The organism is Chryseobacterium sp. WLY505 (assembly GCF_030846215.1).
In the GTDB taxonomy this organism is placed as follows: Bacteria; Bacteroidota; Bacteroidia; order Flavobacteriales; family Weeksellaceae; genus Chryseobacterium.
This window is the reverse complement of sequence record NZ_JAVCWI010000012.1, coordinates 54,716-75,571: the sequence shown is the minus strand read 5'-3', so window position 1 is coordinate 75,571 and position 20,856 is coordinate 54,716. Positions and strand designations below refer to the sequence as shown.

Sequence of the window (20,856 nt, the reverse complement as noted above, 5' to 3'; positions counted from 1 at the left end):
TTAAAATCTGATACCTATGCAACGTCAATTTCATATTTTAGCTTTAGGATGTTTGTTTGTTTTCGTCGGCACATTCTGCTCTGCTTTAAAAGCTCAGACAGAAAATCATCTCAGTACGATTAACAAGGATAAGAAGAAAGAAGAAATAGACCGCATTATAAAAGCATTTGCAGCAATTAATAAATTTAATGGAACTGCTTTGATCCATTATCAGAACAAAAACATTTTTGAAAGGTCATACGGCTGGCAGGATGCAGAAAAAAAGATTCCCAATCAGGACAAAAGTGTATATCAGATTGCTTCTTTAACCAAATCTTTCACAGCCCTGGTCATTGTAAAGCTAAGTGAAGAAGGAAAACTTTCTTTTAAAGATCCCGTCTCAAAGTTTATTCCTGATTATCCCAGAGGAAATGAAATTACGGTCGAACATCTCCTTACCCACACTTCCGGAATTTATGAAGTATTGCGCAATAAAGAGTTCTTCAGCATGCTTCCCACGGGAAAATCTATAACCAAAGATCAGGAACTTTCGTTTTTTAAAAATGAACCACTGGATTTTGAACCCGGAGCTCAGTTTTCTTATACCAATTCAGGGTATATTTTATTGGGAGTTATCATTGAAAAAATAACAGGACTTTCTTATGAAGATGCTGTAAGAAAATTCATCCTAAATCCTCTGAAGATGACTCACACCGGCTTTAACTACCTAGCTCTGAAAAGCCCTTACAAAACAGTTCCCTATTCTTATATTTCAAACACAAAACAGGAAAAAACACAGGTTTGGAATTCTACATTAACCGGCCCTGCAGGACAAATCTACAGTACTGTTGAAGATCTGTACAATTACTATATCGGATTGAGAGATTATAAAATTGTTTCCAAAGAAGCATTTAAAAAAGCAACCACTCCTTTTTTGAGCGGCTACGGTTATGGCTGGTTCATTGATGATCTTTATGGAAAAAAACTCATTAACCATGGTGGAAATATAGAGGGTTCCACAAGTTATTTTGCGATGCTTCCGGAGGATGATCTCTGTATTATCCTTCTGAACAATATCACGAGTAAAAAACTGGAGAAAGCAGGAAATACTATTTTAGCAGCCCTCTTAGAACAGCCATACACACTCCCAGAACCCAAGAAAGAAGCAGTATTGAGTGCAGATGTACTAAAAAAATATGTGGGAGATTATCAGCTTCCCGATGATAGTATTATTCATATTCTGTACGAAAACGGACAGCTTTTTATGCAGAACAATAAAGATCCTAAGGTCAGAATTTTAGCTGAAAAAGAAGATGCATTTTTCCTACAGGATGATGACACTGAGATTTCTTTCATTTTCAAAGAAGGTGAAAAAGGTGTCATTACTATTAAAAAAGGACTGTCATCAAAAACGGCGGAAAGGCTTTAATTAAACCTTTTTTTGCTTCATACTCAATAGAATTTTTCGTAAATTTAAGTAATGAAAAAGCTCATTCTCCGGTATCATTTTTTCGTCATGGGATGCATTGGTTTCCTTCTGCAGTCCTGTAATACGAAATTCAGAGTTTGGGTTGGTCCCGGAGGACAACAGAAGATTTACAATCTGAAATATGGAGAACATAAAAGACAGAAAATGGATGTCTTTCTTCCCAAAGATTACGCTGAAGATTCTCCTGTAGTACTTATCGTTCATGGCGGAGCGTGGACTCTAGGTAAAAAAGAACATATGATTCAGGTTCAGAAAATGCTTTTTGAAAACAGAATCCCAAGTATCAATATGAACTATAGATTGGTTTCTGCCAAGGATAAAATCACCTATAAACAACAGCTTGATGATATTGCACTTGCCATCGAAAAATTCAATTCTTTAGTGGACAAAGCAGAACTTCAACCTAACAATTATATTCTTCTGGGAGAAAGTGCCGGTGGGCATCTTGCCTTACTTTACGGATATCAGCATCCTGAGCAGATCAAAAAAATCATTTCTTTAAGCGGACCTACAGATTTTTACAGCTCTCAATATCTTAAATCTTTTTATTCTAAATACACTTCTCCTACTTTTCAAAAAGTAGTTGGAACTAAGTTTGACCGGAAAAATATCTCTGATGCCTTTAAGGAAGCCAGCCCTATTGCGAATATTACCAATGTTCCTACTCTTCTGTTTCAGGGAAATAATGACGTATTGGTCAATCAGCATCAGGGAATTGCAATGGACTCAGCACTTACAAAAATGGACGTTCCACACAAATTCATCTTTATGAAAGGAGCCGGACATGCACCCAGATTTTTCAGTAAAAGAAAAAGAGACAGTATTATTTATCCTAATATCCTGGAATGGATTAAAGAATAGTTACCTATTTAATTCGACATATAATTAAACTCCTATTTTAAACAATCCGTTCATAGAATTTTTTTTAATATCCAGCATAAAAAATAATTTTTGTCTGGTGGATATATTTAAAACGCTATGTCCGCAAAGAAATTGCAGGGCTTATATTCTCTCGGTCTCAAAGGCACTTCGTTCAGCGAGGTAAGTTACTTAGCTAAGTGAAACGCCCCTGCGAACGAAAAGTAACAGATCATAATAATAAACCTTGCGAGCTTTGCGTGGTAAAAATACTTATATACACAAAAAAGCCATCTCACAATTGAGACGGCTCTATATCTTTGATTGAATTTCTTATTTATTCAAAGTCTGATCTTCATATTTTTTTGAAAGGTCTTCTTTTTTCCCGAAAACAAATTTAATGATTACAGGAAGTGTTGTTACCAATACGATTACAATAATGATGTATTCCAGTTTTTCTTTCAGGTTAAAAGTAAAGATGTCTAACAGATTTTTTTGATTATTAAACGCAAAGGATAAATAATTACAACGCTTTATTGTAAGAAAGCAAAGAAGTCGTGACTTTGTCACTGATGAAGTTTACGAATATATATCCATACGCTTAGAAAGAATCAATTTCATTGATTCCTACCTTTGCTCTCTCAAAATAATACTCAATACAAATTAATCTTTGCGTTTAAAAAATTTATTGATAAGCAATAAAAAAGCCATCTCACAATTGAGACGGCTCTATATCTTTGATTGAATCTTTTATCTATTCAAAGTCCTGATCTTCATATTTGGAAAGGTCTTCTTTTTTCCCGAAAACAAATTTGATGATCACCGGAAGTGTAGTTACCAATACGATTACGATAATGATGTATTCCAGTTTTTCTTTCAGGTTGATTCCAAACTGCTCCATGAAAAGTTTATCCAGATAGTGGCCTGCAAAGATCAAAATGAATGACCATAATACAGCTCCAATAATATTATCTCTTAAAAACTCCTTTTTATCCATCTTTACAATACCTGCTACAATAGGCGTAAAAGTTCTTACAACCGGTAAGAATCTTGCCATAATAACAGCTAATGCTCCATGTTTTTCAAAGAAATCGTGTGCCTGATAAAGGTATTTCTTCTTGAAAAGCATTGAATCTGGTCTTTTATATAAAGCTGGACCTGCTTTTCTCCCGAAATAATATCCAACTTCATTTCCTATGATAGCAGCAAGAGCCACTCCGGAAGCTAAAAGTGTAGTATCTAAGAAATCGCTCCCTGTAGAGCCAAAAGTCTCTTTGATGATTTCAACAGCATAAATTCCCGAAACGAACAGTAGTGAGTCCCCAGGTAGAAAAAATCCTACAAAAAGACCTGTTTCAGCAAAAACAATAAACAAAATCAGCCAAAACCCTCCCATTTTAATGTAAAACTCCGGGTTTAATAAATCCTTCCAGCTATTGAAATCTTCCATAAATATCGATGAACAACAAAAATAAGTCTAAAATGTCTGAAACAAAAATTAATTATAAGATTTTAACTAAAAATTCAAATATGATTTTTATAAGTCCATGTCATCATCGGAAACAGCCGTTCCATCTGCCATTAAGAATGCTTTCAGGAATGGAGTGATATTTCCGTTCATTACGGCATCTACATCTGAAGTTTCATGACCGGAACGTACATCTTTTACCAGCTTGTAAGGATGCATGACGTAGTTTCTGATCTGGCTTCCCCACTCGATCTTCATTTTGTTGGCTTCAATCTCATTTCTTGCCTTCATACGTTCTTCCAGTTCCATTTCGTAAAGTCTCGAACGAAGGAGCTGCATTGCCTTTTCTTTATTCTGAAGCTGAGAACGGGATTCTGAGTTTTCAATGATAATTCCTGTTGGTGCGTGACGAAGACGTACAGCCGTTTCTACCTTGTTTACGTTCTGTCCCCCAGCTCCGGAAGCTCTCATGGTCTCAAAGCTGATATCGGCAGGATTGATATTGATTTCAATCGTATCATCTACTAATGGATAAACATATACGGAAACAAAACTTGTATGACGTTTTGCATTACTATCAAAAGGAGAGATCCTTACCAAACGGTGTACTCCGTTTTCGCCTCGTAAATATCCAAAAGCGAATTCACCTTCAATTTCAAGGGTGACAGTCTTCACACCTGCTACATCACCTTCCTGGAAGTTCAGTTCACGGATTTTATAGCCTTGTTTTTCTGCCCACATCGTATACATTCTCATCAGCATAGCTGCCCAGTCGCAACTTTCTGTTCCACCTGCTCCTGCTGTAATCTGCAGCACTGCGGAAAGCTCATCCCCTTCGTTGGAAAGCATATTTTTGAATTCCAGGTCTTCAATTTTTTCCACCAATTGCGGGAAAGTCTCATCCAGTTCTTTTTCAGAATCCGGATCTTCTTTAGCGAAATCAGCCAAAACCTGTAAATCTTCAAACTGTGTCTGAATTTCGTCATAGCTTTCTACCCATTTTTTCTTGGAACGAAGCTGTTTTAGAAATGCTTCAGCCGTTTTTGGATTGTCCCAAAATTCTGGTGCCGCAGTTTTTTCATCATCATTGGCAATTTCAATCTTCTTTTTTTCAATCTGAAGGTATCTGTGTAAGTCTTCAATTCTGGATTGAACTTCTTTTATCTGGTCGTTGTTAATCACGAATGTTTCTTTTTGCAAAAATAAGGAATTCTTTTAGAGTGGAGAGGTGCGGGTTGTTAGTTTTCGGGGTTCGGGATTCGAGTTTTTGGGATATTGGATTTTTTTGGAAATTTAACAGAGACTCAAAATCTGCTTTAGGAGAAACTATTCCTTTACTATTTCGGCATCAAAGCTTCTTCTAAGATATTCTTTTGCTCGTTTACTTTCCGATTTGAACCCCATTATAGTTAAAGCGTAGACAAACAGAAGCATACCCAGAGGAAGAAAAAGTTCTACCGATATTTCTTTTTCTCTTATAGCTCTTATGGAAACACCTATGAAGAAAATCATGGCAAATGAACACCAGACTATTAAGAAAAAGAAGACAAATGCATGTAGCGACATGGTCACCTGTATTTGGGTTCCATTATTTTCATTTTGAATTTTACCGTTGATCTGAGGAAGAAATGAGTTTCTGTACTGAATCACTCTGCTTATTTCAAAGCTATTATTATTCACAGTTCCTTCATATTCTTTTATATAATTTTTCCCCAAACCAAATTTTTTGGGTTCTACAAAACCAGAAAGTCTTGTTAAAACTTCCTTTTCAGACAAATTTGTTTTGTAAGTAATACGTTCAAAGGGTAAGTATTTCATGTTTCTCAACGTTGTAATTATATCATTTCTGCCACCATTTCACCTATCTTCGGAGCCAGGGCCACCCCCATTCCTGAAAGTCTTACCGCGCAAAACTGTCTTTCTGAAAGTTGTTTTACAATGGGCGATTTTTCGTCTCCCATAGCCATTATTCCCGACCAGCGAAGGGCAATTTTAAACTCATCGTTGGGAAGTATAACCTCTTTTAAAAAGTTTTCTAAATGATTCTGCAGAAATTCTGTTGTTTCAAAAGCAGTTGTTTCTTCTGTCTTAAAATCCTGATTTCTTCCGCCACCCAGCAGTATCCGGTTTCCTACATTCCTGAAATAATAGTAGCCTTCATCATAATGAAATGTTCCCTTAAGCTTCAATCCCTCTATAGGTTCTGTCAGGAGAACCTGTCCGCGGGCAGGAATGATATTTTCTTTTTTCAGGAACTTTGAAGTGAATGCATTGGTGCAATAGATGAGTTGGTGTGCTGTTACAGAAAGATCTGTTGAAACATGAACCTCAACGTTGTCTTTTTCTTCAATATGCTGAACTTCCGTACCAAATAAAAATTCGATTTTAAGTTCATGACACTTTTCTAAAAGCTTTTGTAATAATTTTCCTGAATGCAGACTTCCTTCAAAGGGATTTTCAATCAGGAATTCAGATTTTCCGAGTCCGAATTCCTTTATTTTATTCTGTTTTAAAGTATAGGTTTGATCCAAGCCGGTTATTGCTTTCAGCTTTTCATTGACAACATCAATATGGGATAAAGGTTCTTCATGATTTACAATTTCGTAACCTCCATTCAATTCAAAATCGATTTCACTATTTTTAAAATAATGCTGAATTCTCTGAAGCCCGTCAAATCTCATTGTAACCAGATCCAATGTTTTCTCCCAGCCCATTTTCTCAGAATCGGCAATCACTTCGGTAAGACTTCCAAAGCAGGCAAACCCGGCATTTCTTGTGGAAGCACCCAATGGAATTGTATTCCGCTCGATAATGAGAACAGATTTTTCAGGATACTTCTCCTTTATGGATATGGCTGTCCAAAGCCCGGAAAACCCCGCACCAATAATGATGATGTCTCTTTTTCTGTAGAATGTATCCAATTCCCAAATACTGTTCATAAATAATGAGTAATAGGTAATGAGTAATTTTTATAAAACCTTAAACTTTAAACCTTGAACTTTAAACCTTGAACGTTAAACAGTTTATCCTTTATCTCCTTCTTCATTATGCTGAAATCCGATTGCTCTTTGCGGCTCTTCGACAACTCTGTAGGTTTCCAGTTCATTTTTCAGAGCCTGAATCCTAAACCTGAAGTCATCAAAGTTATTGATAATGGCATCTGCAAGAAATCTCGCTACCTGATCCAGATATTCTTCGGTAAGTTTTGACCCGGCATCCCTCAACGCACTCTCTAAGAGTTTCTGATCAATTTTCAGCTTTTCGTTTCTGGTTCTCTGATAAAGGTTTTTAATTCTTTTCTTTAAGCTTTGAGTGAAGTCTATCAGCATTGTGTTACTGAAAGCTTTCATCTTTGAAGAGATTTCATGCCAGAAAGGAACCTTATCGGCTTTGTTATTTTTAAGTATTTTGTAGAGTAAAGAATCTTCTTCCAGCCCTCTGGTCATGGCATAAAGTATAATTTCTGAACGCTCTGAAGCATTGGGTGGAAATATGGGAATCATCACATCAAATCTTCCCGGAGCAAGAATTTCTTCGTCAATTTCTGAAACGGAATTGGCAGAACCTACCATCAGAACGCCTTCTTTTTCAAATTTTCCGATGTAGTGAAGAATCAATTCCTGAGCTTCAAGATTACAGGAAGCAACATCTGTCTCTGCCCTTCTCTGCATCATAATTTCATCGAAATCATCCATGAAAAGCAGCATTTTGTTTTCCTTCATCATACTCAGCAGGAAATCACTGAAATTGATCTCATTTCCGTCAATCAGCGAAGTTCCCAAATAATGTTTTTTAACTTCTTTAAACTGATATCCGATGATTTCAGCAATTTTATTGGCCCAGAATATCTTTCCGCTTCCCGGAGGTCCGTACAGAATAATCCCTGCAGGTTTATTGATACCCCAGTCTTTGATCTGCTGCGGATTCAGGAAGGGTTCTAAAACAGTGGAGGTATAAAAGAAAAGGTCTCTGTATCCAATAAAATCTCTTTGCTGAAGACTGGTTTTATGCCCAAAATAATCGTAGACAAACTGATAATTCCCTCCAAGTTTGTTATCAATTCCATAGCTTGATATGGAAGATTTGAAAAAACCATTATCGAAAATATTGAGATTATTGTCTTTGATCACCTTTTCCACCTTATCTTTTGGCTGCTTAATGACTTCGGCAATCTGCTCGAGTGTTTTATTTTTATCAAGATCTTTTTCATATAGTCTTAAAAAATCTACATTCTCACGGGCAAATTTTTCAAAATCTTCTTTTACGTCAAAATTTGTACTGACACAGTCTACCAGTTCAAGATCAAAATCCTGAATAAACTGTTTGATGGCTTCTGCAGATACATTTAATTCTTCTGCCAGTTCAATTAGCTTCATAACTGTTGATTAATTCTATCAAATTTAATGTATTTGTCCATAAATTAATATTGATTTATGATAATTCTGTAACATTCTCTAATTTATATAGACTACTACTATGTAAAACAAATTACATGGAAAAGATTTTATCAGTAAAAAATTTGACGAAGAAATTCAAGAGAGTTGTGGTGAACAATATTTCTTTTGATGTCGAAAGAGGAAATGTTTATGGCCTTTTAGGTCCGAACGGAAGTGGAAAATCCACTACTTTCGGAATGCTGCTTTCAACGATCAATCCTACCAGCGGAGACTGGTTCTGGTTTGGCAAAAAAGGAACGGATCCGGACACCTTGAAAAAGATCGGGGCGATTATCGAGCAGCCTAACTTTTATCCTTATTTAAGTGCAGAAACCAACCTCAAGATTGTTGCTGAAATTAAGCAAGCACCCTATTCAAGGATTGACGAAGTCCTGAAGACTGTTAATCTGTACGAAAGAAAAAAAGATACTTTCAAAACTTTTTCTTTGGGAATGAAACAGCGTCTTGCTATAGCGTCAGCGATGCTCAACAATCCTGAAGTGATGATTTTAGATGAACCTACCAACGGATTGGATCCTGAAGGAATCATTCAGATCAGAGAAATCATCAGCAATATTGCCAAACAGGGAATCACCATTATCATTGCAAGCCATCTTCTGGATGAAATTGAGAAAATCTGCAGCCATGTGATTGTATTAAAAGAAGGAAATTCCATTTACTGCGGAAGAGTGGATGAAATGACCTCCAACAATGGATATTTTGAATTGAAAGCAGATAATAATACATTGCTGTTAAATGCTCTTAATGAGCTTCAGTGGTTCTCTTCCATCCATCAGGAAGGTGATCTTATCAAAGCCCAGATCCGCGATGATGCTTCCATTTCGGCTTCAGCGATGAATCAGAAACTGGCAGAGAAAGGAATCTATCTGTCCCACTTGACCAGGAAAAAGCTATCTCTTGAATCTCAATTCCTTGAACTTGTAAAAAACACTAATTAATCATGATCAAATTATTAAAACTTGAATATTACAAAAACCTGAACTACCAACCGTTCAGAGTTTTCACGATACTTTATTTCGCCATTCTTATTGCTTTACTTTTCATTGGATTGGTCGACTTTGATGTTTTTGGAGGAACCATTAACTTAAAAGAACAAGGGATTTATAATTTCCCCGAAATCTGGAATTTCACCACATGGATTGTTGCATTGCTGAAAATTTTCCTGGGACTGATCATTGTTTTCTCCATTTCTCAGGAGTTCAGCAACCGGATGTTCAAACAGAATACGATTGATGGATTGAGCAGAAAGGAATTCATCACTTCAAAATTATTGACGATAAGCATTTTTACTATTGTTTCGACAGCCATTGTGTTGGGAATTACTTTGTTTCTGGGATATCAATATTCGAATACAACGGAATCTACCAAGGCTTTTGCTGAGATCTTCTTTATTGGAAATTATTTTGTGAAGCTATTTACCTTCTTTTGCTTCTTAATGTTCCTTTCTATTTTACTGAGAAAATCTGTTTTTGTTTTTCTTGCCCTTTTCGTTTTCTGGATTGGCGAAGGAATTTTAACCGCTCTTGAAACGTATTCAAAAGTAAAAGGAATGCAGGGACCACAAAGAAATGAGGTTCTTCAGAATGACTTTTTTATCTCGCATCTTTTACCACTGGAAAGTATGTCCAGCCTGATTCCTAACCCGATGATGAGATTAAATATGGCTAAAATGATGGGCTTAAAATATGAGTTCCACTACCCTACGGAAAGTCTTATCGCCTGTCTGGTGTGGTGTGCTATTTTCATCTTCGGTTCGTACTGGATTCTGAGAAAAAGAGATTGGTAGATTTTAATTATACTATGAATTCAAAATAAAAAGGCTGCCAGATAGCACAATAATTTGGCTTTTGTCATTCTGACGAAGGAAGAATCTCATTAATCAGTAGACCTGTGAGATTCTTCACTTCATTTCATTTCGTTCAGAATGACATTTTTTAGGCAGCCTTCCTTTCACATTACTTTTTATCTAACAACGGAAGATATTTTCCGTATCCTTTACTTTCCATTTCCGCTTTTGGAATAAATTTCAGAGAAGCACTGTTGATACAGTAACGAAGTCCTCCCTTATCCTGCGGTCCGTCTGTGAAAACGTGACCTAAATGGGCATCACCGGTTTTACTTCTTACTTCTACTCTATCCATACCATGGGAACGATCCAGCTTTTCATCAATCAAACCTTTGGTAATCGGTTTTGAGAAACTTGGCCATCCACACCCGGATTCAAATTTATCTGTAGAGACAAACAACGGTTCTCCTGTGGTAATATCTACATAAATTCCTTCACGGGTTTCGTTCCAGTATTCATTCTGGAAAGGTCTTTCTGTTCCGTTTTCCTGTGTAACATTATATTGTTCTGCGGTCAGTTTTTCTTTTAAAACTTTTTTATCCTGCTTTTGATACGTTGGTTTTGGAAGTGGATTGGCTTTTTTCGCCATTTCAAAAAGTCCCGGTTCAATATGGCAGTAACCGCCCGGATTTTTATCAAGATAATCCTGATGATAATCTTCCGCTTTGTAGAAATTTTTCAGTGGAATAGTTTCTACTAATAAAGGCTTGCTATAGTTTTTTGCCAGTTTCTGAACTTCATCTTTTACCACAGCTTCATCTATTTTATTGGTAAAATAAATTCCTGTTCTGTACTGGTTTCCTCTGTCATTTCCCTGCTGATCTTTGCTTGTAGGATCAATGGTTTTAAAATATAAATCAATCAACAGTTTCAGATCTACCTGTTCCGGATCATATTTTACTTTTACGGTTTCTGCAAAACCTGTTGTATGACTTACCACCTCTTCATAAGTAGGATTTTGAGTATTTCCGTTGGCATAACCCACTTCTGTTCCTACAACACCACGAATTTGTTGAAAAAAATGTTCTGTTCCCCAGAAACATCCACCTGCAAAATAAATCTCTCTAACGTTTTTGTTATCCATAATTTTCTCATTTTCTTTTTTTATTTCCACTACATTAGGCTTATTTTTTTTGAAAAGCCCGGATCCCGCAGCAAAGACTGCTATACCAAGAATGACTCCAAGTACGATTAATATATTTTTCATTTTTACTTTTTTATTCATTACTTATTATTTTGAACGATCATGAATCCAAATCCTAAAAGCATAAGGTCTTTTAAAATAAAGAAATCCGTCACAGGCACTCCGTCCACTATTTTCCATATTCCCGGTGTTGTAAACAAATAGCTTAATGTCACCAGAAAAGTTACGATCATTCCTATCCCTGCATACTTTTTCAATACAGCAAATTTCGCACTAAATATCAGGAGTAAGGCAATGATAATTTCTATCACTCCGATAAGATTTGACACTGCCTGGACGCTTATAATTTTATATACGAAAAAAGTTAAGAAATGGTTTTCTACCAAGGGTTTTATTGCAGCAGCTTCTGTGGGAGTGAATTTGAAGATACCAATCCACAGTAAAATAAGTGCTGCTCCGAAAAGCGAGATATAATACCCGATCCGGGTTAATTGATTTTTAGATTCCTGTACTGTTCCGACCATATTTTTAAGATTTTAAATGAATACTTTATTGTTTTCGAAAGTATAGTCGGTGCTATTTTAAAATCCTGACAGAAATTTTCCTAGAAATTTAATTTATCGATCATTTTGTTTTTAAAGTCCTGAATTTCAGAATCATTAATTTCAGTTTTTTGTTCAGAAAACTTCTTTTTAAAAACTTTATCCAGAAGAGCCAGCTTTTCATTGTACATCCTGCACCATTTGCAGATCATCAGGTGCATGCTCAACATCCTGTTTTCTCTGGAAGAAATGGATTGGGCATTCCTTTTTTCCATCAGTAAAGTAGCTTCACTGCATGGTAAAAATAATTTATGTAGTATTCTTCTTATCATTTCTCTTATGATTTTGAAAACCAGTTAAACTCCAGACATTCTCTGAGCTGCATACGGCTTCTTTGCAAAATCTTCCAAAGATTAGTCGTAGAAACTTCTAATTCCTGACTGACTTCCGGTGCTTTTTTTTCTTCGATATAATACATTTTAAGCAGAATCTTCCATCTGGAGGGCAATTCTTCAATACACTCTTCCAATGTTTTATTAAAATCTGCACTGTCTAAAAGTTCATCGCCTTCACCGGAGACATTCCAGTCATTCAAAACATCATTATTTTTCCATGATCCGGTTTCATCAAAAAAATGATCAAGTCGGATATTGGGTTCAGATTTATACTTTTTACGGTAAAAATCTGCAACTTTCCTGTTCAGAATAGCCATCAGCCATGTAAGCGCATTGCTTTTCCCTTCAAAAGAATCATAAGCTGAGTAAGCAGCAAGAAAAACTTCCTGAACAACATCCTGTGCATCTTCTTTATTTGATAGTACGTACAGTGCGCGCTTCAAAAGCGGCCCTGAATATTGTTCTATCCAGCTTTTCAGTTCTTCATCTTTTGTCATTGGAAGGATTTTTTGTCTTTTTTCAGATCGCAACGAAGGTAGGAAGTTAAATGGAAAATTGCAAAATGAGATCGATTATTATTGATTACAGCCATTACAAACTTGCCATCTCAAACCTTACAGATTTTGAAAACCTGTAAGGTTTACCACACCTCCATTAGCCAAACTCGTTATCATTCAAAACATAGCATAAAATTATTACAAATCGCTTAAAAATCTTAAATTTGCATCTTATCAAAAATTTGATATTTAAAAAAGCAAAAGCAATACTATGACATCACAAGAGATACGTCAAAAATTTTTAGATTATTTTAAAAGTAAGGAGCACTTGATCGTTCCTTCAGCTCCTATTGTGCTGAAAGACGACCCTACCCTTATGTTTTCCAACTCCGGAATGACGCAGTTCAAGGATTTCTTCCTTGGCTACAAAACCCCTACCGCCCCTAGAATTGCCGATACTCAAAAGTGTCTTAGAGTTTCAGGGAAGCACAATGATCTGGATGATGTAGGTAGAGATACTTACCACCACACCATGTTTGAAATGTTAGGAAACTGGTCTTTCGGGGATTACTTCAAAAAAGAGGCTATTGCTTTTGCCTGGGAATTACTGACTGAAGTATACGGAATTCCAAAAGAAAATTTATACGTAACGATTTTTGAAGGGGATGCTTCAGAAAATCTGGACAGAGACCAGGATGCTTATGACTTCTGGAAATCTCACATTTCAGAGGACAGAATCATCAACGGAAATAAAAAAGATAACTTCTGGGAAATGGGTGAAAGCGGACCATGCGGACCGTGTTCGGAAATCCATATTGACCTGAGAACTCCTGAAGAAAAAGCAGCAGTTCCGGGAATTTCCCTTGTGAATCAGGACCACCCGCAGGTTGTGGAAGTCTGGAATCTGGTTTTCATGGAATTCAACAGAAAGGCAGATAAATCTTTAGAGAAACTTCCTGCTCAGCACGTAGATACAGGAATGGGCTTTGAGCGTCTTTGTATGGCACTTCAAGGGAAGTCTTCCAACTATGATACGGATGTTTTCACTCCGCTTATTGCTAAAGTTGAGGAACTTTCAGGTAAAAAATATACCGGAATTTTAGAAGACGAAAAAGATATTGCCATCCGTGTTGTGGTAGACCACATCAGAGCAGTTTCTTTTGCTATTGCAGACGGACAATTGCCATCCAACGGAGGAGCCGGTTATGTGATCAGAAGAATTTTAAGAAGAGGAATTTCTTATTCTTACAGATTCCTGGATATGAAAGAGCCTTTCCTTTACAAACTGGTGGCTGTTCTGCAGGAACAAATGGGAGCTTTCTTTCCAGAACTTGAAAAACAAGGAAAACTGGTTGCTGAAGTGATCAAAAGTGAAGAAGATTCATTCTTAAAAACAATTGAAAACGGTCTGATCAGAGTAGAAAAACTGATCCAGCAGACTATTGCCAATAATCAGGAAGTATTACCAAGTGAAGAAGTTTTTGAACTGTATGATACTTATGGTTTCCCTGATGATTTAACAAGAATTATCGCGGAAGAAAAAGGATTAACGATTGATGAAGCTGGTTTCAAAGCTGAAATGGAGAAACAGAAGCTCCGTTCAAAAGCTGATTCTGCTCAGAAAGTTTATGACTGGGTTACCCTGGAAGAAAGAGATGAAAACTTTGTAGGATACGATCAGATTGAATCCGAAACCTATATCACAAGATACAGAAAGGTAGAAAACAAAGACGGAGAATTTTACCAGGTGGTATTAAGCAGTTCTCCTTTCTATCCTGAAGGTGGTGGACAGGTTGGAGACAAAGGTGTTCTTGAGAATGCTGTTGAAAGCTTCGAAGTACTGGAAACCAAAAAAGAGAACGGATTGATTATTTCATTAATCAACGGACTTCCGAAAGATGCAGGTGCTGTTTTCTATGCTAAAGTAAATGCTTCTGAAAGAAAAAATTCCCAGGCCAACCACTCTGTGACTCACCTTCTGCACGAAGCTTTAAGAGAGGTATTAGGAACTCACGTAGAACAGAAAGGTTCTTATGTAGGCCCTGATTATCTTCGTTTCGACTTCTCTCACTTCAACAAAATGACGGAAGAAGAACTGGCATTAATCGAAGAAAAAGTAAACAAAAAGATCAAGGAAAGTATTGCTTTACAGGAATTCAGAAATATTCCGATTCAGGAAGCTCTGGAGAAAGGAGCAATGGCTTTATTTGGTGAAAAATATGGTGACAGTGTGAGAATGATCCAGTTCGGAAGTTCAAAAGAACTTTGCGGAGGAACTCACGTAAAAAACACCAGCGAAATTGGTCATTTCAAGATCACTTCTGAAGGTTCTGCTGCGGCGGGAATCAGAAGAATTGAGGCGATTTCTGGAGACAAATCCGAAGAATATTTCAACAATCTTGAAAAACAGATCATTGAACTTTCTCAATTATTAAAGTCTAAAGATGTGGTAAGATCGATCGAAAAACTGATCGAAGAAAACACTTCATTGAAGGCTGAAGTAGACGCTCTTAAGAAGGAAAAGGCAAAAGGAGAAATCGGAGAATGGAAGAATGCTTATGAGCAGAAAGGCAACAAACAGCTTTTAGTAAAGAAAACTTCTCTGGATGCAGGTTCTGTAAAGGACATCGTATTCCAGTTAAAAAGAGAAATCCCGACTTCAGTAACGATTATTCTTTCTGACGCAGACGGAAAACCAATGATTACCGTTGGAGTTTCTGATGATCTTGCTGCAGATTACCAGGCTGGAGCTATCGTAAAAGACCTTGCTAAAGAAATTCAAGGTGGCGGTGGTGGAAACCCTGGCTTTGCAACAGCTGGTGGTAAAAACCTTGAAGGTATAGAAAACGCTTACCAAAAAGCATTGAGTATCTAAAATAGAAAACTCTATTATAAATTTTAACTCCGGCTGTCTCAAAATTGAGACAGCCGGAGTTGCTTTTACCCTATCTCTCCTATCATACTCTTAACGCAAAGTTTTTCGTATAGCACGTCGTATGGAAGGGAGCAAAGAAGAAAATCAATTTCATTGATTCTGACTAAGCGTGAGTAATAATTATACATCAGATAAAGCAAATTTCCCATAAACATCTGTGTCATCCGTGAAATCCGTGGGAGATTAAAATAAAATAATTTAGGAAAAGGTTACACAAGCCGGATATATGTTTTATCTAACGCGAAGGATCGCAAAGAAACATTATTTTATCTTAAATATTGGTACTTCTCGCAGATCAAACGGATTACGCAGATTCTTCCACAAGCATCTGCGTAATCTGTGAAATCAGCGGGAGATTATAATAAATTCAGACGGTTATATAAGCCGGATATATGTTTTATTTAACGCGAAGGATCGCAAAGGAACATTTATTTATCTTAAGTATTTTCGTTCGCTAAGGCGTTACACTCAGCTATGAAATGATTGCGTCTTTTGCTGAATGGAATGCCTTTGCGAACGAGAAAAGTAGATGAATAGAAACCTTAGCGTCTCTGCGTTATAACATAACATAACATAACATAACATAACATAACATTCTTTCATTGATTTTTATCAAGCAGATGAAATATTATACCTCTCGCTGATCAAACGAATTACGCAGATTCTTCCGCAAACATCTGCGTAATCTGTGAAATCAGCGGGAGATTAAAATAAATTTAGACGGTTATACAAGCCCGGATATATGTTTTATTTAACGCGAAGGATCGCTAAGAAACATTATTTTATCTTAAGTATTTTCGTTCGCTAAGGCGTTACACTCAGCCATGAAATGATTGCGTTTTTTGTTGAATGGAATGCCTTTGCGATCGAAAAAGCAGATCTAATATTGGTACTTCTCGCAGATCAAACGGATTACGCAGATTCTTCCGCAAACATCTGCATAATCTGTGAAATCAGCGGGAGATTAAAATAAATTTAGACGGTTATACAAGCTGGATATATGTTTTATTTAACGCGAAGGATCGCAAAGGAACATTTATTTTATCTTAAGTATTTTCGTTCGCTAAGGCGTTACACTCAGCGATAAAATGATTGCGTTTTTTGTTGAATGGAATGCCTTTGCGAACGAGAAAAGTAGATGAATAGAAACCTTAGCGTCTCTGCGTTATAACATAACATAACATAACATAACATAACATTCTTTCATTGATTTTTATCAAGCAGATATAATATTATACCTCTCGCTGATCAAACAAATTACGCAGATTCTTCCGCAAACATCTGTGTGATCCGTGAAATCCGTGGGAGATTAAAATAAAATAATTTAGGAAAAGATTACACAAGCCGGATATATATGTTTTATTTAACGCTAAGGATCGCAAGAAACGCTCATGCTATCATCAATATTTTCGTTCGCAAAAGCGTTACACTCAGCTATGAAATGATTGCCTTTTTTGCTGAATGGAATGCCTTTGCGATCGAAAAAAGTAGATGAATAGAAACTTTGCGTACTCTGCGTTATAATATATTATTCTTATTAAGAACATTTTCATCAAAGTCTTTTTTTATTTATATCCGTTCTAATTATTGATCTTGTCTTAACAAACCATTACTTAATATTAAACTATTTGTTTTGTCTTCTTAAAACATAATTAACACTAGACCTTTAGTTTTGCCATAATCGAAATTCAAAAAATGTAATTATGAAAATTAACAAAACTATTGGAGCTCTATTCCTTGCTGCTATTGTTTTTCAAAGCTGTAACGATGACAACAACAGTAACTCTGACACTCCTGTCAATGATAAAATCAAACTTGAAAATTTTTCTAAAGAACCCGTTTTCGTTTATGGAATGCAAGGTTTTGAAAATTTAAATATTACTACTCTTATTTCCAGTTCTGATGTTCTTCCAGGTTCTCCAGATTTCGTTTTCGGAGGTCAGCCAGACGGAATGGGTCTTATGAAAGATCCTAACTCGGATGGCTATCTGATGATCACCAATCATGAAATCAAACAATCGGTATCAAGAGTGTATTTAGACAAAACATTTAAGCCTGTAAAAGGAGAATATATCTTAAATGGAACCGGAGGAATGACAAGATTATGCTCCGCTACATTGGCCACTCCTGAAATTCATGGTTTCAGCGCATTTCTTACTGCTGGGGAATCAGGTGAAGAAAGTATGGTTCACGCTTTGAATCCTTTGGCACCAGCCTCTCAGGCATCAGATAAAACAAGGGTAAAACCAGCTTTAGGAAAGGCTTCCATGGAAAATGCAGTTCCGCTTCCTAAAGATGTTTCTAACGGAAAAACTTATATCATCATTGGTGAAGACCAGTCTTATTCTTCTTCTCATCAGTCCGCAGGACAATTGATCATGTATGTTGCCAATACTCAGGGAGATCTTGATAACGGTAAGTTGTATTCTTTAAAAAGAACCAACAGCAACTATACGGAAACAGATATGACGAAAGGAAGCAGCTATGATGTAGAATTCGTGGAAATTCCGAACGCTAAAAACCTTACCGGAGCTCAGATCAACCAAAAAAACATCGATAATAACGCCATTCGTTTTTCAAGAGTGGAAGATGTAGATTACAGAAAAGGAGCAGGAAAAGGAAGAGAAATCTACTTTACCGCTACAGGTGAATCTTCTGATGGTGTGAACCCAAAAGCAGGATTAACGATGTGGGGAAGAGTTTACAAACTTGTTCTGAACGCCAATAATATGTTGACAGGGAAACTGGAAGTGGTGGCTGAAGGAGATTCTAACCCAGGAAATAACCTTATCAACCCTGATAACTTATGTGTAACTGAAAACTTTGTATACATCCAGGAAGACGGAGATTCTTATTACAAAAACGCCAACCACGATTCTTATATCTGGCAGCTGAATATTGCTACAAAACAATACAAGCCATGGCTGAACATGAGACACAACAGAGGTGACTCTGCATGGCAGACTGCTTACAACCAATCCGGAGACCTTCAGAAATTCGGTTCATGGGAATTCGGGGCAATGGTTGATATTTCAGACATTATCGGAATTCCGAATACCTTCTCAGTGAATATCCATTCTCATACATGGCAGCTGGATAAATTCAAAAATCCTGACGGTTCAGGAATCAACACCAACAAAGAAGGTGGACAGATTGTAATCATCAGAAACGTAGAAAAATAGTTTTAATTCCTTCATATCAAATCAAAGTATCAATAGAATATTTCTGTTGATACTTTTTCATACCTATGAACAAGCTTTCAAAATATCCAATACTCCTTTTCCTGTACTGTGCAGCAGCACTTTTTACTTTATACTACTGTAAAAATGATAAGCAGCAGCCTGTGTATGAAGATCTTGGTTCTGTAAAAAACAGGATTATCAAAACCAATGCTGATTTCGAAAAGCAAATTAACGAACTGAAAAACCTGGTTTCTAAAAATGCTGATGAAAAGCTCCTTCAGGAAAAATTTCAGGATATCCGAAAAACCTACAAAACAATGGAATGGGCTGTAGAATACTTCCTTCCCCACTCCGCAAGGTTTATCAATGGTCCTGCCCTTCCTGAAATAGAAATGGACGAACATACGGAAATAGAACCCGAAGGGCTTCAGGTGTTGGAAGAAATGTTCTATCCATATGATAAAGGAAATAAAGAGGAAGTGATCAGGATGCTCAATAAGCTTATCAATAAAAGCAATACTATAGAAACCAACTTTCAGGTCATTACGATCAGTAAAGATCAGGTTTTTGATGCCTTAAGACAGGAAGCTTTCAGAATTTCCAGCTTGGGAATTTCAGGTTTTGACACTCCTGTTTCGGGAACATTTTTACAGGAAATGCCCTCTTCTCTTCAAGGAATAAAAGAAACTTTGGAACAGATTTCCACTGATCGTTCGAAAAATAAAGCCTTAAAAAGTATCGTGGCAGAGATCGGTTCAACTATTAGCGTACTGAAGAAAAATACAGACAAAAACACATTCGATTACGTCAATTTCATTCCGGATCATTTGAACAAAATCACCGCTTTGATGCTTGATTTTAAAAATCAGGAGAAGATTCCGGATGTTGAAGTAACTACTGCTTTAAACAAAAATGCAGCTACTTTTTTTTCTAAAAATGCTTTTAATCCTAATGCTTTCACTCCTGGAAAAGAATATTCCTATTCGGAAGAAAAGGCGGCTCTCGGACATCAGCTTTTTAATGATAAAATTTTATCCAACAGCAATAACCGTAGCTGTGCAACATGTCATATTCCAGAGAAAGCATTTACAGACGGTCTTGCCAAAGCCATATCCCTTGAAAATTCGGAACTGTCGAGAAATACACCTTCACTCAACTATGCAGGCTATCAGCATGGCCAGTTTTGGGATATGAGAAAGGATGACCTGGAAGGACAGAGCTCGGATGTGATCTCCAATAAAGAAGAAATGCACGGTGATCTGAATGTCATTCTTGCCAAAATCAATCAGGATAAAAACTATCAGGCAGCATTCAAAAAGATTTATCACTCTCAAAAAACAGAGGTTTGGCAGCTGCAGAATGTACTGGCAAGCTATATCCGTTCGCTGGCAAAATTCAATTCAGCTTTTGATGAATATATGAGAGGGAATACATCAGCAATGACAGAAAATCAAAAGCAAGGATTTAATCTTTTTGTTGGAAAAGCTCAGTGTGCCATCTGTCATTTTCTTCCTTTATTCAATGGTACCGTTCCTCCGAATTTCAAAAAAACTGAACAGGAAGTCCTGGGAGCAGCAATGAACGGAGAAAATAAAGCATTTGACACGGATCCGGGACGGGGAAAATTCCATGAAACAGTTCCTTCCCTGCAGCATTCCTTTAAAACACCCACACTTAGAAATATTAGCAAAACAGCTCCTTATATGCACAACGGAGGGTATAAAACATTGAAAAAAGTGATGAATTTTTACAACAAAGGGGGCGGAAAAGCTTTTGGATTTAAAGTAGAAAACCAGACGCTTTCTGATGTTCCAATACAACTTACTGATAAAGAAGTAGATGATATCATTGAATTCATGAAAGCGCTCAATGATCAATAAATACGATTCTAAAACACAAAACAACGAAAAACAATTAAAACTCCTGAATCTTAACTGCTAGGGAGTTTTTTTATTTGAAAAATCCATTAAAATACAGAAAGACTATCTGATCATTTTTTCATTTGGTCTTGTCCTTGCAAAGTCCATGAAAACATTAGATTAAATCAATGTTATACTCTGTTAA

Annotated in this window: 17 protein-coding genes; 7 read left to right on the top strand and 10 right to left on the bottom strand. The window is 36.5% G+C overall.

All coding sequences use genetic code 11. The features are described from left to right. Window positions 1-16: 16 nt before the first annotated feature. Window positions 17-1,408, top strand: a complete 1,392-nt coding sequence (locus tag RAH34_RS19420) for a serine hydrolase (protein ID WP_306597216.1) — start codon at window positions 17-19, stop codon at window positions 1,406-1,408. A gap of 51 nt (window positions 1,409-1,459) precedes the next feature. Beyond that, window positions 1,460-2,329, top strand: a complete 870-nt coding sequence (locus RAH34_RS19415; RefSeq protein ID WP_306597215.1) for an alpha/beta hydrolase — start codon at window positions 1,460-1,462, stop codon at window positions 2,327-2,329. A 330-nt stretch (window positions 2,330-2,659) separates the two neighbouring features. On the opposite strand, the gene RAH34_RS19410 is transcribed toward RAH34_RS19415, so the two are convergent. The 6 genes from RAH34_RS19410 to RAH34_RS19385 all read right to left on the bottom strand — a co-directional run bounded on the left by RAH34_RS19410 (window position 2,660) and on the right by RAH34_RS19385 (window position 8,170). Beyond that, window positions 2,660-2,896 (bottom strand): hypothetical protein, encoded by a 237-nt coding sequence (locus tag RAH34_RS19410; RefSeq protein WP_306597214.1) that lies wholly within the window; start codon window positions 2,894-2,896, stop codon window positions 2,660-2,662. A 184-nt stretch (window positions 2,897-3,080) separates the two neighbouring features. Continuing rightward, complete coding sequence (locus RAH34_RS19405) at window positions 3,081-3,776, bottom strand: DedA family protein (protein WP_110009261.1); 696 nt, start codon at window positions 3,774-3,776, stop codon at window positions 3,081-3,083. A gap of 87 nt (window positions 3,777-3,863) precedes the next feature. Beyond that, complete coding sequence (gene prfB, locus RAH34_RS19400; RefSeq protein WP_114821192.1) at window positions 3,864-4,976, bottom strand: peptide chain release factor 2; 1,113 nt, start codon at window positions 4,974-4,976, stop codon at window positions 3,864-3,866. Window positions 4,977-5,120: 144 nt separating this feature from the next. Next, window positions 5,121-5,612 (bottom strand): hypothetical protein, encoded by a 492-nt coding sequence (locus RAH34_RS19395; protein ID WP_306597213.1) that lies wholly within the window; start codon window positions 5,610-5,612, stop codon window positions 5,121-5,123. Window positions 5,613-5,629: 17 nt separating this feature from the next. Next, window positions 5,630-6,733: an FAD-binding oxidoreductase gene (locus RAH34_RS19390; protein WP_306597212.1), complete on the bottom strand. Its 1,104-nt coding sequence runs from the start codon at window positions 6,731-6,733 to the stop codon at window positions 5,630-5,632. A gap of 84 nt (window positions 6,734-6,817) precedes the next feature. Then, a complete protein-coding gene (locus RAH34_RS19385; RefSeq protein ID WP_114821195.1) occupies window positions 6,818-8,170 on the bottom strand; it encodes an AAA family ATPase in 1,353 nt (450 codons plus the stop codon). Between the two features lie 116 nt (window positions 8,171-8,286). Here RAH34_RS19385 and RAH34_RS19380 point away from each other — a divergent pair, with 116 nt between their 5' ends. Together RAH34_RS19380 and RAH34_RS19375 are read left to right on the top strand one after the other, a co-directional pair. After that, window positions 8,287-9,189 (top strand): ABC transporter ATP-binding protein, encoded by a 903-nt coding sequence (locus RAH34_RS19380; protein WP_306597211.1) that lies wholly within the window; start codon window positions 8,287-8,289, stop codon window positions 9,187-9,189. A 2-nt stretch (window positions 9,190-9,191) separates the two neighbouring features. Beyond that, window positions 9,192-10,037, top strand: coding sequence for an ABC transporter permease (locus RAH34_RS19375; RefSeq protein ID WP_306597210.1), 846 nt, complete (start codon window positions 9,192-9,194; stop codon window positions 10,035-10,037). Window positions 10,038-10,206: 169 nt separating this feature from the next. On the opposite strand, the gene msrB is transcribed toward RAH34_RS19375, so the two are convergent. The 4 genes from msrB to RAH34_RS19355 all read right to left on the bottom strand — a co-directional run bounded on the left by msrB (window position 10,207) and on the right by RAH34_RS19355 (window position 12,675). Next, entirely contained in the window at window positions 10,207-11,304 is a 1,098-nt protein-coding gene (gene msrB / locus RAH34_RS19370) for a peptide-methionine (R)-S-oxide reductase MsrB (protein WP_306597209.1), read from the bottom strand. A gap of 17 nt (window positions 11,305-11,321) precedes the next feature. Continuing rightward, the gene (locus tag RAH34_RS19365; protein WP_114821198.1) at window positions 11,322-11,765 is read right to left on the bottom strand and encodes a DUF417 family protein; all 444 of its coding nucleotides are present in this window, start codon (window positions 11,763-11,765) and stop codon (window positions 11,322-11,324) included. Window positions 11,766-11,845: 80 nt separating this feature from the next. Next, a complete protein-coding gene (locus RAH34_RS19360) occupies window positions 11,846-12,115 on the bottom strand; it encodes a hypothetical protein (protein WP_306597208.1) in 270 nt (89 codons plus the stop codon). Between the two features lie 5 nt (window positions 12,116-12,120). After that, window positions 12,121-12,675, bottom strand: a complete 555-nt coding sequence (locus RAH34_RS19355) for a sigma-70 family RNA polymerase sigma factor (protein WP_306597207.1) — start codon at window positions 12,673-12,675, stop codon at window positions 12,121-12,123. 271 nt (window positions 12,676-12,946) lie between these two features. Between RAH34_RS19355 and alaS the strand changes: the two genes are divergently transcribed. From alaS to RAH34_RS19340, 3 genes are all read left to right on the top strand, one after another. Further along, window positions 12,947-15,550 (top strand): alanine--tRNA ligase, encoded by a 2,604-nt coding sequence (gene alaS / locus RAH34_RS19350; RefSeq protein ID WP_306597206.1) that lies wholly within the window; start codon window positions 12,947-12,949, stop codon window positions 15,548-15,550. 1,763 nt (window positions 15,551-17,313) lie between these two features. Beyond that, window positions 17,314-18,792 (top strand): alkaline phosphatase PhoX, encoded by a 1,479-nt coding sequence (locus RAH34_RS19345; RefSeq protein ID WP_306597205.1) that lies wholly within the window; start codon window positions 17,314-17,316, stop codon window positions 18,790-18,792. Window positions 18,793-18,857: 65 nt separating this feature from the next. Next, entirely contained in the window at window positions 18,858-20,672 is a 1,815-nt protein-coding gene (locus RAH34_RS19340) for a cytochrome-c peroxidase (RefSeq protein WP_306597204.1), read from the top strand. Window positions 20,673-20,856: the final 184 nt, after the last annotated feature.